Annotated in this window: 17 protein-coding genes and 1 pseudogene; 6 read left to right on the top strand and 12 right to left on the bottom strand. The window is 63.3% G+C overall.

Features of this window, described 5'->3' with window-relative positions; all coding sequences use genetic code 11:
• Together MAXJ12_RS27295 and coxB are read right to left on the bottom strand one after the other, a co-directional pair.
• Positions 1 to 507, bottom strand: a 507-nt coding sequence (locus tag MAXJ12_RS27295; protein ID WP_193364378.1) for a cbb3-type cytochrome c oxidase subunit I, incomplete at its 3' end; no start/stop codon positions are given.
• Positions 508 to 544: 37 nt separating this feature from the next.
• Positions 545 to 1,411, bottom strand: a complete 867-nt coding sequence (gene coxB / locus MAXJ12_RS27290; RefSeq protein WP_193364377.1) for a cytochrome c oxidase subunit II — start codon at positions 1,409 to 1,411, stop codon at positions 545 to 547.
• A gap of 315 nt (positions 1,412 to 1,726) precedes the next feature.
• Between coxB and MAXJ12_RS27285 the strand changes: the two genes are divergently transcribed.
• On the top strand, positions 1,727 to 2,245 hold the full coding sequence (locus MAXJ12_RS27285; protein WP_040588344.1) for an invasion associated locus B family protein: 519 nt from the start codon (positions 1,727 to 1,729) through the stop codon (positions 2,243 to 2,245).
• Between the two features lie 78 nt (positions 2,246 to 2,323).
• A complete protein-coding gene (gene tldD / locus MAXJ12_RS27280) occupies positions 2,324 to 3,736 on the top strand; it encodes a metalloprotease TldD (protein ID WP_008839342.1) in 1,413 nt (470 codons plus the stop codon).
• A gap of 159 nt (positions 3,737 to 3,895) precedes the next feature.
• Here tldD and MAXJ12_RS27275 read toward each other — a convergent pair whose 3' ends face one another.
• Positions 3,896 to 4,621: a cation efflux transmembrane domain-containing protein gene (locus MAXJ12_RS27275; protein ID WP_008839341.1), complete on the bottom strand. Its 726-nt coding sequence runs from the start codon at positions 4,619 to 4,621 to the stop codon at positions 3,896 to 3,898.
• A 65-nt stretch (positions 4,622 to 4,686) separates the two neighbouring features.
• Here MAXJ12_RS27275 and MAXJ12_RS35850 point away from each other — a divergent pair, with 65 nt between their 5' ends.
• On the top strand, positions 4,687 to 5,112 hold the full coding sequence (locus MAXJ12_RS35850) for a MerR family transcriptional regulator (protein WP_008839340.1): 426 nt from the start codon (positions 4,687 to 4,689) through the stop codon (positions 5,110 to 5,112).
• Positions 5,113 to 5,159: 47 nt separating this feature from the next.
• On the opposite strand, the gene MAXJ12_RS27270 is transcribed toward MAXJ12_RS35850, so the two are convergent.
• Both MAXJ12_RS27270 and MAXJ12_RS27265 read right to left on the bottom strand, forming a co-directional pair.
• Entirely contained in the window at positions 5,160 to 5,678 is a 519-nt protein-coding gene (locus MAXJ12_RS27270; RefSeq protein ID WP_008839339.1) for an RES family NAD+ phosphorylase, read from the bottom strand.
• Positions 5,671 to 6,042, bottom strand: a complete 372-nt coding sequence (locus MAXJ12_RS27265; RefSeq protein WP_008839338.1) for an antitoxin Xre/MbcA/ParS toxin-binding domain-containing protein — start codon at positions 6,040 to 6,042, stop codon at positions 5,671 to 5,673. Before MAXJ12_RS27265 ends, MAXJ12_RS27270 begins: the two co-directional genes overlap by 8 nt.
• A gap of 86 nt (positions 6,043 to 6,128) precedes the next feature.
• On the opposite strand from MAXJ12_RS27265, the pseudogene MAXJ12_RS35845 reads away from it, so the two are divergent.
• Positions 6,129 to 6,321 (top strand): annotated as a pseudogene (locus tag MAXJ12_RS35845) (metallopeptidase TldD-related protein); the annotation flags it as partial.
• A 5-nt stretch (positions 6,322 to 6,326) separates the two neighbouring features.
• Here the strand turns inward: MAXJ12_RS35845 and MAXJ12_RS27260 are convergent.
• A complete protein-coding gene (locus MAXJ12_RS27260; protein ID WP_008839336.1) occupies positions 6,327 to 6,893 on the bottom strand; it encodes a DUF3291 domain-containing protein in 567 nt (188 codons plus the stop codon).
• A gap of 75 nt (positions 6,894 to 6,968) precedes the next feature.
• Positions 6,969 to 7,391, bottom strand: coding sequence for a VOC family protein (locus MAXJ12_RS27255; RefSeq protein WP_008839335.1), 423 nt, complete (start codon positions 7,389 to 7,391; stop codon positions 6,969 to 6,971).
• Between the two features lie 594 nt (positions 7,392 to 7,985).
• On the opposite strand from MAXJ12_RS27255, the gene MAXJ12_RS27250 reads away from it, so the two are divergent.
• Complete coding sequence (locus MAXJ12_RS27250) at positions 7,986 to 9,203, top strand: OmpP1/FadL family transporter (protein ID WP_210160945.1); 1,218 nt, start codon at positions 7,986 to 7,988, stop codon at positions 9,201 to 9,203.
• 88 nt (positions 9,204 to 9,291) lie between these two features.
• Here the strand turns inward: MAXJ12_RS27250 and MAXJ12_RS27245 are convergent, their stop codons facing one another.
• Positions 9,292 to 9,603, bottom strand: a complete 312-nt coding sequence (locus tag MAXJ12_RS27245; RefSeq protein ID WP_008839333.1) for a hypothetical protein — start codon at positions 9,601 to 9,603, stop codon at positions 9,292 to 9,294.
• A 298-nt stretch (positions 9,604 to 9,901) separates the two neighbouring features.
• On the opposite strand from MAXJ12_RS27245, the gene MAXJ12_RS27240 reads away from it, so the two are divergent.
• Positions 9,902 to 10,771 (top strand): arginase family protein, encoded by an 870-nt coding sequence (locus MAXJ12_RS27240; protein ID WP_244421616.1) that lies wholly within the window; start codon positions 9,902 to 9,904, stop codon positions 10,769 to 10,771.
• A gap of 32 nt (positions 10,772 to 10,803) precedes the next feature.
• On the opposite strand, the gene MAXJ12_RS27235 is transcribed toward MAXJ12_RS27240, so the two are convergent.
• The 4 genes from MAXJ12_RS27235 to dxs all read right to left on the bottom strand — a co-directional run bounded on the left by MAXJ12_RS27235 (position 10,804) and on the right by dxs (position 15,242).
• Complete coding sequence (locus MAXJ12_RS27235; RefSeq protein ID WP_008839331.1) at positions 10,804 to 12,045, bottom strand: class I SAM-dependent RNA methyltransferase; 1,242 nt, start codon at positions 12,043 to 12,045, stop codon at positions 10,804 to 10,806.
• Positions 12,042 to 12,812, bottom strand: a complete 771-nt coding sequence (locus MAXJ12_RS27230; protein WP_008839330.1) for a TlyA family RNA methyltransferase — start codon at positions 12,810 to 12,812, stop codon at positions 12,042 to 12,044. Before MAXJ12_RS27230 ends, MAXJ12_RS27235 begins: the two co-directional genes overlap by 4 nt.
• Before the next feature lie 30 nt (positions 12,813 to 12,842).
• Positions 12,843 to 13,160 carry a hypothetical protein gene (locus tag MAXJ12_RS27225; protein WP_008839329.1) on the bottom strand — a complete coding sequence of 106 codons (318 nt, stop codon included), beginning with the start codon at positions 13,158 to 13,160 and terminating at the stop codon, positions 12,843 to 12,845.
• A 168-nt stretch (positions 13,161 to 13,328) separates the two neighbouring features.
• The gene (dxs, locus tag MAXJ12_RS27220) at positions 13,329 to 15,242 is read right to left on the bottom strand and encodes a 1-deoxy-D-xylulose-5-phosphate synthase (RefSeq protein ID WP_008839328.1); all 1,914 of its coding nucleotides are present in this window, start codon (positions 15,240 to 15,242) and stop codon (positions 13,329 to 13,331) included.
• Between the last annotated feature and the right edge of the window lie 112 nt (positions 15,243 to 15,354).

Genomic DNA, 15,354 nt, shown 5'->3' with positions numbered 1-15,354 from the left:
TGGCGGATAGATCGTCCAGCCGCCGCCAACGCCGAAGCCGCCGGTCGGGCCGGGCACGAACATCGACAGCAGCAGAAGGAAGAAGGCCGGCGGCAGCAGCCAGAACGAGATGTTGTTCATGCGCGGAAACGCCATGTCCGGCGCGCCGATCATGATCGGCACCATCCAGTTGGCGAAGCCGCCGATCAGCGCCGGCATGACCATGAAGAAGATCATGATCAGCGCGTGGCCGGTGGTGAACACATTGTACATGTGCTTGCCGCCGTCGAGCGCCGCGTCGCCCTCGAAGCCGTAGACCATTTCGGCAAGGCCATGGAAAACCTGGATGCCCGGCTCGGCCAGTTCCCAGCGCATGACCACCGACAGCGCGCCGCCGATGATGCCGGCAATGATCGCGAAGATCAGATAGAGCGTGCCGATGTCCTTGTGGTTCGTGGAATAGACCCAGCGAACCCAGCCGTGATAGGGCTTGTGGTCGTGGTCGTCGTGAGCTGCCGCGCCTGCCATGTTCCGCTCCATTCCCAATTCCTGATCGTCCGCGGCCTCAATTGCCGGCGGACGCTACCTTGTTGGCGCCGTCGAGCGCCGCCATCAGCGCCCGGTTGGCGCCGGCGAGGTCCGCCTTGGCGGCCGTCAGCCAGGTGTTGTACTGCTCGTCCGTCACCACCCGGATGGCGATCGGCATGAAGGCGTGGTCCTTGCCGCAGAGTTCCGAGCACTGGCCGTAATAGAGGCCTTCCTTCTCGGCCTTGAACCAGATCTCATTGATGCGGCCGGGCACGGCGTCGGTCTTGATGCCGAAGGCCGGCATGGCGAAGGCGTGCATCACGTCGCTCGCCGTCACCAGGACGCGAACGGTCGTGTTGACCGGCACCACCACTTCATTGTCTACCGCCAGAAGCCGCGGATAGGCCGCGCGATCTTCCTTGCCGGCCGCAGCGCGGTCGGCATCGGGAAGCAGCGCCGAGTTAAACGAAAGCGGCTCCTCGATCTGGTATTCGTAGTCCCAGTTCCACTGGTTGCCCGTCGCCTTCAGCGTCAGCGCCGGATCCTCCGGCGGCGTGTACTGCGCGGTCAGGAGCTGGAAGGACGGCACGGCTATGAAAAGCAGGATGATGACGGGACCGACCGTCCAGATCACTTCGATCAGCGTGTTGTGGCTGGTGCGCGAGGGCGTCGGATTGGCGCTCTCGCGGAATTTCCAGATGCAATAGGCGAGCAGCACCAGGACGAGCAGCGTGATCGGCACGATGAACCACAGCGTGTACTGCTCGAACCATGTGGTCTGCCGCATAATGTCGGTGGCCGCGGGCTGGAAGCGCGTCTGCCAGGGCTCCGGCTGCTGCGCAAATACCGCCGAGCTGACAAAGGAAACCGCCGCGGCGCCGGCGCTTGCCAAAAATTTCTTCATCGCCTTCATCGTCTCCCGATTCCATGCGCTCGGCGCGCCAAGAATTGCCGTCCGCGCGACGGGAATCCCCATCGCTCGGTGTCGCAGGTTCAAACCACACTCTGTATCCAACCGCAAGAAAGGAGCAGAAGAAGTCATGCGGCATTTTTGCGCGCGCAGAGCCGCGTTTTGGCGCAACCGGGCAAGGCCGCAATTCGGGCGGATTCGGTCGCGAAAAGCGAAGAAACTCAACTCCTCCGGCTGGTTCAGCCCCTTTCTTGTCCTATAGTTGACATCGTTACGGCGGATGGCGCCGTGATTCGCAATGGAGCCAACATGAAATCTCGGCTTTCGGGAACCCTGGCGAAAGTCGTCCTTGTCGCCGCCTTGTCGTCCGCAGTCATGCCGGCCGGCGCGCAGCAGAGCGGCGCCATCCGCTCCACGCATGGCGCGTGGTCGATCATCTGCGACACGCCCGCGGGCGCAACGGCCGAGCAATGCGTGATGATGCAGAACGTGATCGCCGAGGACCGCCCGGAGATGGGCCTGTCGGTCGTGGTGCTGCGCACCGCCGACAACAAGGCCGAGATATTGCGCGTTCTCGCCCCGCTCGGCGTGCTGCTGCCAAACGGCCTCGGCCTCAATGTCGACGGCAAGGATATCGGCCGCGCTTATTTCGTGCGCTGTTTCCAGGACGGCTGCTACGCCGAGGTCATCCTAGAAAAGCCGCTTCTGGACACGCTGAAGGGCGGCACGTCGGCGACGTTCATCGTCTTTCAGACGCCAGAGGAAGGCATCGGTATTCCCGTCGACCTCAACGGTTTCGACGAGGGTTTCGCCGCCCTGCCGAAGTGATTGTCCGGCCGCGCATTGCCGAACGGGCCCGCCGGGCCTACATCGTGGGCTGATTTCCCGTCATATAGTGGGTGCGCCATGAACAGCCTCCTCGGCCAATTCGACGTTTCGGAAGACAGACTGCGCCGCATCGTGACCGACACGATCGAAGGCGCCGACGACGGCGAGCTTTTTCTCGAATACAGCGAGAGCGAGGCGCTGATGTTCGACAATGGCCGGCTGAAGACCGCGAATTTCAGCACGGACCAGGGTTTCGGGCTGCGCGCTGTGGCCGGCGAGGCCAGCGGCTATGCGCACTCGAGCGAGTTGTCGGAAGCAGCGCTGCTCAGGGCCTCCGATGCGGTGTCCACGGTCAAGAGCGGATATTCGGGCGTTCTCGCCGCCGCCCCGCCGCGCACCAACCGCCACCTTTACAGCGACGAAAACCCGATCGCCTCGCCCGGCTTCGAGGCGAAGGCGAAGCTGCTCCAGGAGATCGACGCCTGGCTGCGCTCCAGCGATTCACGCGTGCGGCAGGTCACCGCCTCGCTGGCTTGTTCCTGGCAGCATGTCGAAATCCTGCGCGCCGACGGCCAGCTGGTCCGCGACATCCGGCCGCTGGTCAGGGTGAACGTCTCGGTCATGGTCGGCGAAGGCGACCGCCAGGAAACCGGCACATACGGCATGGGCGGGCGCAAGGGCTTCGGCGAATTCCTCGTCGAGGACAGTTGGAAGCGCGCCGCCGGCGAAGCGCTGCGGCAGGCGCTGGTCAATCTCGAGGCGATCCCCGCCCCCGCCGGCACTTTCGACATCGTGCTTTCGAGCGGCTGGCCGGGCGTCATGCTGCACGAGGCCGTGGGCCACGGGCTGGAAGGCGATTTCAACCGCAAGAAGACTTCGGCCTTTGCCGGTCTCATGGGTCAGCAAGTGGCGGCCAAGGGCGTCACCGTCGTCGACGACGGCACCATCGCGGAACGGCGCGGCTCGCTGTCGGTCGACGATGAGGGCACGCCGACCAACCGCACAGTGCTGATCGATGACGGAAAACTCGTCGGCTACATGCAGGACCGCCAGAACGCCCGGCTGATGGGCATGGGCGCAACCGGCAACGGGCGGCGCGAATCCTACGCGCACCAGCCAATGCCGCGCATGACCAACACCTACATGACCGCCGGCGACATGGAGCCGGCCGAGATCATCGCCTCCGTGAAAAACGGCGTCTATGCCGTCTCCTTCGGCGGCGGCCAGGTCGACATCACCTCGGGCAAATTCGTCTTCGGCTGCACCGAGGCCTACATGATCGAGGACGGCAAGATCACCCAGCCGATCAAGGGCGCGATGCTGATCGGCAACGGCCCCGACGCCATGCACCGCGTGACCATGGTCGGCAACGACATGAAGCTCGACACCGGCATAGGCATGTGCGGCAAAGCCGGCCAGGGCGTGCCGGTCGGCGTCGGCCAGCCGCATCTCAGGATGAACCAGATGACGATAGGCGGGACGCGGGTCTGAGGGGGCATCCCTCCACATGACATTCGCGCGTTGATTCAGCGCACCTGATTTGCTTCGCGCCGGTTAGCAAAGCCGCCGCTACCGCGCTCGGTCGGTCCGTTCAAGATGGTCTGCAAAGGCGTTCAAGATGGTCTGCAAAGGGTGGAAAGCCAACGTTGCCTATTCAGCGGCCACGGGTCGATCTCGTCGAAATTCACCCCATGCCTGCTGCAGAATTTGCGCTGATGAACTGAGAAAAATTCCAGCCATCAGAGTAGCGACAGCTAAGTCCGGCCACGCGGAAGAGGTAGCCCAGACACCAAGCGCCGCCACCATCACTGTCACGTTGCCTACGGCGTCGTTGCGCGAGCAGAGCCAGACCGATCGGACGTTTGCATCGCCGTCCTTGTAGCGTCGAAGCAGCACAACAGAACCAAGATTGGCGGCAAGCGCCAAGAAGCCTATGACGCCCATGACCTCGGCACTGGGAACCCCGAGAATGAGCGTCTGATAGAGGGTAGAACCAAACACCCAAATTCCCATCACGCTCAAAGATAGACCCTTGAACAGCGCGGCCGTGGCACGCGTCCGCAATGATGAGCCGATGACCGCCAAGCTCAAACCGTATGTGACCGTGTCGCCCAGGAAGTCCAGAGCATCGGCCTGCAGAGCCTGTGAGCCTGCCAATCTGCCAGCGACCATTTCGGTGATGAACATCGCCGCGTTAATGGCGATGACCGTCCAAAGCACCATCTTGTAACGCGGGTCCATGCCGTCGAAGACGGGAACGCCGCCGGAGCAACAAGCGTCCGCAACTGCATGCTGGGCGACCTCCCCTTTCGCCGGAAATACGAGTGGTGGCGGCGTACACACCTCACTTTCGTGGTTGCAACAGTTGTCAGCCATGCGAGTCTCCTTTGATAAATCGACTCTTAATCCCTATAGTCACTAGAGGTTCAAGAGGTATTTTAATGGAATTTTCAATTGGCGAACTGGCGCGGCGAACGCGCGTAAAAGTGCCGACGATCCGGTACTATGAACAGATCGGATTGCTGCCGTCGCCGCCGCGGACCGAAGGGAAGCAGCGGCGCTATGAGGCAAGTGATGCGTCACGGCTCAACTTCATTCGTCATGCACGTGAGTTGGGGTTCGAGGTGGATGCCATCCGCGAATTGCTGGCATTGAGCGCCAAGCCTAACCAGCCTTGTGCGGATATTGACGACATTGCGCGACGACATATCGGCGAGATTGATCAACGTATTGCCCACTTAGTATCGCTCCGAGCGGAATTGCAGAGGACTGTTGATGAGTGTGGGCGTGGCCGTGTGTGTGAATGCCGCGTTATCGAAACCTTGGCCGACAGTTCACATTACCATGAGCGCCTCGCCGCCGTTTGATGCGGCGAAGGAATGACTGCATTGGGTCGAGGGCGGACCATGGCCTCTCACAGCCACGACGCCGCGGTTTTGGGCAGCCGCTGCTCGGGGTCGACGACCTTCAATGTCGGGGCTTCGTCCGCATTCCAGCGCCAGATTGCTACACAGGTTCCGCCGGGCGACATCACCGACGGATAGATCACCCCATGCCAGGCGTCGGCAAGCAGCCGTTTCCGCAGCACATGAGTTTCCGGCACATGGCCGGCGCTCATGATCTCGCGCCATTCGCATTTGTGGATCTCAGCCGTCACACCGAGCTTTTCCAGTGTCTGCGGGTCGGTCAGATCGGCCAGGCGGGCGTGCACAAGCTCGAACTGGGCGATCAGCGCCGGATGCTGCACGAACCCCTGATTGTACTCGGCCCAGGCGGTCGAAAGCTCGCGCGCGGCGTAGATCGTCGGCGCACCGACCGGATTCCAGCGGCCGCCAAAGCGGGCTGCGCCTTCCCCCGAGAGCGGCAAATGCCCCCAGCGCGGCACGAAAGCGCGCCAAAGGGTCAGCCTAGAATGTGCCGGCCCGTCAGGCATAGACGCCGGAGCGGACAGCCTCCAGATAAGCGAGCACCTTATCGGCCTTGCCTTCGCGCACGAGATCGTACGCCGTCTTGCCGGCCCATCCGGGGATGGGCTGGTGTTTGAACCAGATCGCCGCGCGCTTCTCGTCCCCCGCCATTTCGCCCGCCATTGCGAGAATGCGGACGACAGGGCTGAGTGCTGCATCAACCTTGCGTGCGCCGGACCGGGCGGTCAGCGTGTTGCGGGCGACACCGATCAGGCCGGCCAGTTCGGCCAGCGTCACTCCGAGCAATTCGGAAACCCGGCGCGCCGAGAGAAATGGCGTTTGGCCGTCTCCGAAGCGAGACGCCGTCAGTTCAAGCGCTGCAGCGGTCATGGCGTACTCCTTACGCGATTTGATCGTTCGATGATCAAAATAGGCTCAATTTGCGCTTAATTCAAGGTCAAGCCAAGCGTTGGTCCGCGATGTTGAATGGCGCGATGCTGATCGGCAACGGCCCCGACGCCATGCACCGCGTGACCATGATCGGCAACGACATGAAGCTCGACACCGGCATAGGTATGTGCGGCAAAAGCCGGCCAGGGTGTGCCCGTCGGCGTTGGCCAGCCGCATCTTCGGATGACCCAGATGACGGTGGGCGGGACGCGGGTTTAGGGCGTTCAAACGGTGAGTTGACTCACCCCGTTCTGCCGCTCCTCGTTCAAGCGGATGTTTCGTTTGACGGCGTCGCGATCGATCGTGGTCGGCCGGTCTTCTTCGTCAAAAGCCGTCTTGAAATCGAAGGCAAAGGGACTGGCATTGTGGTCGTGCAGAAATTCGTGCCTCTTCACCGCCTCTGTCCAAGTGGGTGTATGGTCCCACTCAACCCACCAAAGGGCATATGGCGGCCAAGCAGGTTTGAGAAACCATTCCCTCCCGTGCCTCAGCGCTTCCGCATGTATTCCAGCGTAGGAGAAAGCCATTGGTGAGGCCAAGTCCTTCCATAAGGATAGGGTCGATGGCGACCAACCGTCTCCACGTTCGACGTAAAAGCGCGGAAAAACCTGCTCGCCCCAGCTTTCGGGACCAGGTTCATCATCATAGCCCGATCGAGCGATGAACCCTTCGCTCAATTCGACAGCGACAAGGTTGCGGTCGTTGCGATCATGGAAGCCTTGATTCACAGCATCGTTGGCAGGCGCCCGGAAAACTCCGAACGTGTACAATGCGAGCTGCTTGCCTTTCATTCTACCTCCGGCAGATGACATCTTTGCCGGGTTTATTCCATCATTTCCGGAGGTCAGCAACGGCGCCTATGTGCCTCAGAAGGTGATCTTCACCGAGGGCGCGCTGCGGTTTGCCTCGCCGTGGAATACGGCTTCGATGTTGTTGCCGTCCGGGTCGAGCAGAAACGCGGCGTAGTAGCCAGGGTGGTAATGGGGACGTTCTCCCGGCTTGCCATTGTCCACGCCGCCGCCCTCGATACCGGCCGCATGGAAAGCGTCGACCATCGCGCGGTCCCTTGCCTGGAAGGCGAGATGATGGCGTCCCGTCAGTTTTCCCGCCGCCGCCGGACTGTCGGTACTGGAGACGAAAAGCTCATCGGCCCAGAAATCGTCCTTGGCGTCGCCGCCGATCGGTATCTCGAGCGCGGCCAAGACGGCCTTGTAGAAGCGGCGGCTGGCCTCGATGTCCCGGACCACGAGCCCAATATGGTCGATCAGTCTACCGCGGTGGAGTTCCATGCTGCGCTCCTTGTTACGACGTCACAGTAGCTAGTCGACGGGCGACAACCGTCAATGAAGCCTGTAGCCAGGAGTCTTCGGCAGGCGGCCGGCCGATCGCTAATTTCGAGTAGCGGCGCGCCAGAGCGCAACGCATGTTCCGCCCCGGGCGTCGGGCGTCAGCCTGCCACCACATCTGAGAATGAACCAGATGACGGTGGCTCGGACTAGAGTTTAGTGCGACGCAACACCTACTGTGCTTTGCCTCCAGATAACTCCGCGAGTTTTCCTCGGCTGCCGACACTGTGGCCGATGCGTCACACAGCAAGACGCGATGGCGTTCGGGTCAAAAAGCAATTGATTGGCAGGCAATGATAATTCACCTTCACGTCAGGGGCGGGCTTGGCTTGATGCAGAGGGGATCTCTGAATGCGCCTGAGCCATGTTCTCCGCGCCGTTTTGGCAGATGGGGCCGTTGAGTTTGCCCCATCATTAATGTCCTGGAAACGCTGGCCGATCCAGTCGACCGAGGTGGCGCTGTCGTCGCCTCGGAGCGGCGGTAGCCAGCGGCGTAGTGAGATCCGCGCAATATCCTTTGTTTCGACGATAGCGGCGGTGGTAGCGGGGGTCGTTACAGCTGAGGCCGGGGGCTTTGCGGTCCGCGAGCAATCCGCCTACGGACAGGGCTCGAGTTTTGCCGGCATGGCGGCGCCCGGCGATTCGATCAGCTCGATGTTCTGGAACCCGGCGGCGGTGACCATCGTGACCGGCATGACCGTCGAGGGCAACGTAACGGCTATCTTCCCGGAGTCGGAGCTTGACGTGGACCCCTCGCGCTCGACGCTCGCGGCGTTCGGTATCACGAGCAGTGGCGGTGATGTCGGGAAAACCGGCATTGTGCCCGCAACCTATTTCGCGATGCCGCTTACCGACGAGTTCTATATCGGCCTGAGCGTCACCGCGCCCTATGGCCTCGCTACGACTTCGGACGAACCCTGGGTCGGGATGTTCAGCCATCTCGAAGCCGAGGCGGTCTCGGTCAATGCGACCCCGGTGCTCGGCTTCAAGGTCAACGACATGGTCAGCGTCGCCGTAGGCATGCAGATCGAGTATTTCGACGTCGATATCGAAACGGCGCTGGCGCCGACTGCCGCGCCGCCCCGGCAACGGCTTAAGGGTGACGACGTCAATGTCGGCTTGGTCGCCGGCGTGACGTTGACTCCGTTCGACGGCACTACGATCGGCATCGGCTACCGTTCGGCGGTCAAGCATTCGCTGGGCGGCAGCCAGACCTTCGACATCCCGGTTGCGACGCCGATCGGCACGATTCCCGCGGGGACCTATCCGATCACCGCCAACCTGACACTGCCTGAAACGGTATCGGTCGGCGTGCGCCAGCGGATCAACGACGCCTTCACGGTCATGGGCGGCATGGAATGGACCAATTGGAGCCGCATCCAGACCGTGCCGTTCGAAGGCTCGCCCGCCGGTTCGGATCTGGCTCTCAACTACGACGATGGATGGTTCTTTTCGCTTGGCGGCGAGTACAAGTACAATCCCAATCTGGTGCTCCGGGCCGGTGTCGGCTACGAGATTGCGCCGACCCAGGATGAGGACCGTTCCATGCGGCTGCCGGATGCCGACCGTATCTGGGCCAGCATTGGCGCGAGCTACAATTGGAACGAGCAGCTTTCGATCGACTTCGGCTATTCGCACCTCTTTGTAGACGATGGGCCGGTGGACGAGACGACAGCGGGTATCCGCTACGCAGGCACTGCCGAGGGCAGCGCCGACATCATCTCGTTCGGCCTGCGCTACAAATTCGGCGGCTAGGCGTTCAATCCCCTGGCGCAATCCTGCCGGGCGGCAGGCTGCAAGACAGAACCTGCACGAGCACCAGCGACGGAAGCTCGGATATCGTTCAGCGCGTCGTCAAATGTGCAGCGCCGGCCTCGCGAAAAGCCTGCTCCGCCGCTGCGATTTCATCACGGCTGACATCCGCCGACACTTCGATCTCCCCGCGAAGGGCGGGGTCGAGTTCGGAGCCTTCGTCGTCTCCTGAAGCATCTGCTCCGGATGGCGCAATGCCGGAGGTGTTTGCGGCGTCTTTGGCCTGAACGAAAATGTCAGCCCGGTCGATTCCGTGCTCTTGAACAAGATGCTCGATTGCGAGGTCGGCCGCTTCCCGCGTCGCGAATGTCCCACGGATGGTCCTTACGTTGTCGTCATCCATGCGGTCACCTTTCACATAGGATGATGAAATCGATGGAAACTGAAATCGTTCCGCCCGGCATAGTTTTGGCAGGGATGCTCCTCGGGCTGTTCGGAACAGCGCGCCCAGAGGGTGGAGAAATGCATATTCGACCAATACGCAGTGAAGGACCCTGCGTGCTATTCTTCTGCAGTATGCGCCGTGGATGCATGAAGCTTAAGCTGGTTTGCAGAGGTCCTCGATAGCCCAATGCAGTGGAGAGTTGAGCAATATGTTGCCCAGAAACTCCGTTCTCATACGAGCACCCTCGAACCTCGGCTTGCGGCCGCTGCGGCCCGGCCACGAACCGGGCACGTGGCGGGCCCCTGAAGCCCTCACAAAGGCAGGTCTCCTCCATGCCCTGTCGCCGGCTCGCATCGTCGATCTTCCCCGCCCGAAGTATGAAAGCGGAGAGCAGGCCGGCACGCGGCTGCGCAACGGCCATGCCATCCGAATATTCAATCTCATGCTCGCTGACGCCGTCCTCTCGGCATTGAGAAGGGAGGAGTTCCCGATCGTCGTGGGCGGCGATTGCTCCATCCTTTTGGGTGCGCTCGCGGGCGTGCGCCGGAATACGCCCGTTTCGCTCGTCCACATCGATGGCCACAGCGACTTCCGGCATCCCGGCAACTACGATCCGTCCATTATGCTGGGCGCAGTCGCGGGAATGGACCTCGCGCTGGCGACGGGACGCGGCGAAAAGCTCCTCACCGAGTGGCCGAGCGTTCCGGCGCCGCTGGTGCCGGACGAGTACGTCATCCAGATCGGCGAGCGGGAAGCCCGCGAGCCGGACTTTGCCTGGCCCGATGTCAACGACACCGCCATCACGCGTATCGACGTGTTTACCGCCCGCGATAGCGGCGGAGAGGCTATGCTTGCCGATACCAAAGAAGTCCTGAACCGCATCGATCTGCCGTATTGGGTCCACTTCGACGTCGATGTCCTCGATCAGGCTGTCATGCCCGCCGTGGACTCGCCCGGAAGCCCCGGCATCGATCCGAACGACCTGTCGATCCTGCTCAAAGGCCTCTTAAGCAGCCCGCGCTGCCTCGGCCTCGACATCACCATCTTCGATCCTGACCTCGACCCGGACGGCGCTTACGCCCAACTGCTGGTCTCGTTGCTGCGAGACGCCGTCGCTACCACCTGAGAGGGCACGCTCAACCCGGTATTGCGGCGGACCTACCGCCTTCTCTTCGGCTTCTCCAGCAGCGCCACCGCCTCGACGTGCGGCGACCATAGGAACTGGTCGATCGGCGTGACGCTTTTCAGCACGTAACCGCCATCGATCAGGATTCGCAGGTCGCGCGCCAGCGTCGTCGGGTTGCATGAGACGGCGGCGACGTAAGGCACCTCCGACCTTGCGATCTGCTTGGCCTGGTCCTCCGCCCCGGCGCGCGGTGGGTCGAAGACGAGGCCGTCGAAGGCGGCGAGCTCCTTGAAGGTGACCGGACGGCGGAACAGGTCGCGCTTTTCCGAAGTCACCCGCTTCAGGCCGGCGCCGAAGCGGAAGCCGCGGTCGAGCGCGGCGAGTGCGGCGCCGTCTCCCTCCACCGCATGGACCTCCGCTTTGCGCGCCAGGCGCAGGGCGAAAGCGCCCGAACCGGCGAACAGGTCCAGCACCTTTTTCGTGCGGCGCAAATGACCCATCACCAGGTCCGCCATCGCCGCTTCGGCCGATGCTACCGCCTGCAGGAATGCGCCCGGCGGCGGAAATACCGAGATCTCGCCGAAGAAGACCATCGGCTTTTTCGGCTCGATGATAATCTCGCCGTCGACGGTCAGCCGGGCAAAACCGTGCCGAATGACGAAATCCGAGGCCACCTTGCGCGCCTTTTCCGAAAGCGCGCCGGAGTCCTCGGCGGCTATGTCCAGGCCGGAAGCAGTATGGGTGACAGTCATATGAAACGGGGTCTGCACCTTGCAGATCAGGTCGGCGAGCGCCTTCAGCGGGCCTAGCGCCGCCACGATCTCGGGCACGGAGATCGGGCATTCGGTGATGTCGATGATCTCATGCGACAGCGCGCGGTGATAGCCGAAGATGATGCTACCATCGCCGCGTCTTGCCGAAAACACCGCCCGCCGGCGGGAATTTGGCGGGCAAGGTATCGTCGCGGCCACGGGTATTTCGATGCCCTTGCTGAGCAGCGCCTGTGCCACCTTCTCGCGCTTCCATTCGAGGTAGGCGGCCGGCTCCAGGTGCTGGAGCGCGCAGCCGCCGCACTCGGTGAAGTGGCGGCAGGGCGGGGCGACGCGTAGCGGCGAGGCTTCCGCCACGGAGACCAGCGCGGCGCGATCCTTGATGCGGGTCGCCGTCACCGTCTCGCCGGGCAGCGCGAACGGGACGAAGACCGGCCCGCCTGCGGTTTCGGCGACGCCGTCGCCCTGTGCGCCGAGGCGCGCGATCTCGAACCGTTCCGTCATTGGTCCTTGATCCCGGCGAGCAAAAATTCGCGGTTGCCGTCGCCGCCCTCGATCGGCGAGGCGGTGAGGCCGAGCACCCGCCAGCCGGGCAACGAGCCGAGCCAGGCCGAAAGGCGCGCGGCAACCAGCGGCCCGTCCTCCGGATGCCTCAAGAGCCCGCCCTTGCCGATCGCCTCGCGCCCTGCCTCGAATTGTGGTTTGACCAGGAACAGGCCGGACGCGCCCGGACGCGCCAGATCGAGGGCCGGCGGCAAGGCCAGCGTCAGCGAAATGAAGCTCACGTCGGAGACCAGGAAATCCGGCAGCCGGCCGCCGAGATTTTCAGCGGTGAGGTCGCGCGCGTTCAGCCCTTCTATAAAGGTCACGCGCGGATCGCACTTGAGCGTCGGATGCATCTGGCCGTGGCCGACATCGATGGCCGTGACGTGGGCCGCACCGCGTTCGAGGAGAACCTGCGTGAAGCCGCCGGTCGATGCGCCGATGTCGAGCGCCTCGGCGCCAGCCGGATCAAGGCCGAAATGGTCGAGGCCGGCGAGCAGCTTCAGCGCCGCGCGGGAAACATAATGTTGCGCCGGGTCGTTTACTTCGACGACGGCATCCGCCGGCACGCCCTGCCCCGGCTTGGCGGCGAGCGCGCCGTCGACCATGACCGTGCCACGCTCGATCGCATCGCGGGCGCGCGAGCGGCTGGAAAAGAAGCCGCGCCCGACGAGAAGTTCGTCGAGTCTGAGCCTGTCGCCTGGTTTCGTAGAAGCCATGGCCTTCATTGGCGAATGCAGCCGCCGAAGGCAAGCGCATCAGAAGAGGATGACCCGCGAGACCTTGCGCTGGCGCAGTGCTGCGACGTCGTCGGGGGTCATGACGCGCCGGTCGGAATAGACTTTTGGAACCGTGCCAGTCTCGATGGGATCGGTCGGGCTGACGCTTGCCGATACCGCCGCAGTCCGGATGAACACCGGTGTCTCCTGATGTGAAAAGCCGCCGCGGATTTCGCCGATTTTTTTCGCGACGATCTTCATCACCGCCTGTTCCAGCCTCACATCATGGCGCGGCTCGGCCGCCGCCGATGCGGCCATAACGGCCAAAAGGGCCGCGCCGCTCAGTAGCCTGATCATTTCTTGTGCTCCCTGCCTTGCGCCCTTCTAGCAAAGCGGCGCTAAGAAACGGCCAAGAGACAGGGTAACCGAAACGCCAAACGGCAGCGTAAACAGCCGGTTAGCGCGGCTGCCTGCGAAACCGATTCAGCCGGTTCGGGAAGAGATTCAGGTTCTTCAGAAAATGATTCAGGCGCGCGCGGCGTGCGCGGTGCGGCCCAGCGCGGCAAACACCGTCCGCACGATGCCGGCGCTGTCGAGGCCGGCGTCGGCATACATCTTTTCCGGCTTGGCGTGGTCGGTGAAGGCGTCGGGCAGCACCAGAGGGCGGACTTTCAGGCCGGAATCCAGCAGGCCGTCGCGCGCCAGGAACTGCAGGACATGGCTGGCGAAGCCGCCAATCGCGCCCTCCTCGACCGTGACCAGCATTTCGTGGCCGCGCGCGAGCCGGCGCACCAGATCCTCGTCCAGCGGCTTGGCGAAACGCGCATCGGCGACCGTCGTCGGCAGGCCGGCGGCGGCGAGTTCCTCGGCCGCGAGCAGGCAATCCTGCAGCCGCGTACCGAAGGACAGCAGCGCGACCTTCGTTCCTTCGCGCACGATCCGGCCCTTGCCGATCTCGAGCGCGACGCCGCGTTCGGGCATGTCTACGCCGACGCCGTTGCCGCGCGGATAGCGGAAGGCGATCGGACCTTCGTCATAGATTGCCGCCGTGCGCACCATGTGGCGAAGCTCGGCCTCGTCGGCCGCTGCCATCACCACGAAGCCGGGCAGCGAGGCGAGATAGGTGGTGTCGAAGGCGCCGCAATGGGTCGGGCCGTCGGCGCCGACGAAGCCGGCGCGGTCGATGGGAAAACGCACCGGCAGCTTCTGGATCGCCACGTCGTGCACGACCTGGTCGTAGGCGCGCTGCAGGAAGGTCGAATAGATCGCGACGAAAGGTTTCAGCCCCTCGGTGGCGAGGCCGGCCGCGAAGGTCACGGCGTGCTGCTCGGCGATGCCGACATCGAAGGTGCGCGACGGAAACGCCTCGCCGAACAGATCGAGGCCGGTGCCGGAAGGCATGGCCGCGGTGATGGCGACGATCCTGTCATCGTCCCGCGCTTCCTGGATCAGGCTTTCGGCAAAAACCTTGGTGTAGCTCGGCGCGTTGGCCGGCGCCTTGGCCTGAGCGCCGGTGATGACGTCGAACTTGTTGACGCCATGATATTTGTCGCTCGCGGCCTCGGCCGGAGCGTAGCCCTTGCCCTTCTGCGTGACGATGTGGATCAGCACCGGGCCGTCGCCATTGTCGCGCACGTTTCTCAGGACAGGCACCAGATGTTCGAGATTGTGACCGTCGATCGGGCCGATATGGTAGAAGCCGAGTTCCTCGAACATCGTGCCGCCGGTCACATAGCCGCGCGCATGCTCCACGGCTCGGGTAACGGCGCGGTCGACGCGCTTGCCGAGATAGGAAGTCAGCTTCTTGCCGAAATCACGGAAGCCCATATAGGCGCGGCCCGAGGCGAGCCGCGCCAGATAGGCGCTCATCGCGCCGGAGGGCGGCGCGATCGACATATCGTTGTCGTTGAGGATGACGATCAGCCGGGCGTCGAGCGCGCCGGCATTGTTCATCGCCTCATAGGCCATGCCGGCCGACATGGCGCCGTCGCCGATCACCGAGATGACGTTGTTCTTCCGGCCGGTGAGGTCCCGCGCCATGGCCATGCCGAGCCCGGCCGAGATCGAAGTGGACGAATGCGCCGCGCCGAACGGGTCGTATTCACTCTCCTGGCGCTTGGTGAAGCCCGACAGCCCGCCTTCGGCGCGCAGCGTGCGGATGCGGTCTCGCCGGCCGGTCAGTATCTTGTGCGGATAAGCCTGGTGACCGACATCCCAGATCAGCCGGTCGCCAGGCGTGTCGAACACGTAGTGCAGCGCCACCGTGAGTTCGACGACGCCCAGCCCGGCGCCGAGATGGCCGCCGGTCTGCGATACGGCGTCGATAAGCTCGGCGCGCAGCTCCGCCGCCAATTGCGGCAATTGGCTCTCCGGCAGGGCGCGCAGATCCGAAGGGATGCGGACCTTGTCCAGAAGCGGCGTTTTCGGTGGCTTGCTCAATTGTCTCTCGCCTGCACGCAGGATTTAGCCGAAGGGCATAAGGTTCAAACCGCGCCTTGTAAATGCGTGACGGTGACGCGCACCGGCCAATCAGACGCGCGCCGGCCAATCA

Source organism: Mesorhizobium alhagi CCNWXJ12-2 (assembly GCF_000236565.1).
Taxonomy (GTDB): domain Bacteria; phylum Pseudomonadota; class Alphaproteobacteria; order Rhizobiales; family Rhizobiaceae; genus Allomesorhizobium; species Allomesorhizobium alhagi.
Note: the sequence above shows the minus strand (reverse complement) of the source record. Positions and strands in the feature narration are given on the sequence as shown.

Excerpts from the sequence above, each read along its gene's own strand:
- MAXJ12_RS27275 (WP_008839341.1), bottom strand. The coding sequence starts at position 4,621 with ATGGCTGACAACTGTTGCAACCACGAAAGTGAGGTGTGTACGCCGCCA.
- MAXJ12_RS27225 (WP_008839329.1), bottom strand. The coding sequence starts at position 13,160 with ATGATCAGGCTACTGAGCGGCGCGGCCCTTTTGGCCGTTATGGCCGCA.
- MAXJ12_RS27270 (WP_008839339.1), bottom strand. The coding sequence starts at position 5,678 with ATGCCTGACGGGCCGGCACATTCTAGGCTGACCCTTTGGCGCGCTTTC.
- coxB (WP_193364377.1), bottom strand. The coding sequence starts at position 1,411 with ATGAAGAAATTTTTGGCAAGCGCCGGCGCCGCGGCGGTTTCCTTTGTC.
- tldD (WP_008839342.1), top strand. The coding sequence starts at position 2,324 with ATGAACAGCCTCCTCGGCCAATTCGACGTTTCGGAAGACAGACTGCGC.
- MAXJ12_RS27245 (WP_008839333.1), bottom strand. The coding sequence starts at position 9,603 with ATGGATGACGACAACGTAAGGACCATCCGTGGGACATTCGCGACGCGG.
- MAXJ12_RS27285 (WP_040588344.1), top strand. The coding sequence starts at position 1,727 with ATGAAATCTCGGCTTTCGGGAACCCTGGCGAAAGTCGTCCTTGTCGCC.
- MAXJ12_RS27265 (WP_008839338.1), bottom strand. The coding sequence starts at position 6,042 with ATGACCGCTGCAGCGCTTGAACTGACGGCGTCTCGCTTCGGAGACGGC.
- MAXJ12_RS27260 (WP_008839336.1), bottom strand. The coding sequence starts at position 6,893 with ATGAAAGGCAAGCAGCTCGCATTGTACACGTTCGGAGTTTTCCGGGCG.
- MAXJ12_RS27255 (WP_008839335.1), bottom strand. The coding sequence starts at position 7,391 with ATGGAACTCCACCGCGGTAGACTGATCGACCATATTGGGCTCGTGGTC.
- MAXJ12_RS27230 (WP_008839330.1), bottom strand. The coding sequence starts at position 12,812 with ATGAAGGCCATGGCTTCTACGAAACCAGGCGACAGGCTCAGACTCGAC.
- MAXJ12_RS27235 (WP_008839331.1), bottom strand. The coding sequence starts at position 12,045 with ATGACGGAACGGTTCGAGATCGCGCGCCTCGGCGCACAGGGCGACGGC.
- MAXJ12_RS35850 (WP_008839340.1), top strand. The coding sequence starts at position 4,687 with ATGGAATTTTCAATTGGCGAACTGGCGCGGCGAACGCGCGTAAAAGTG.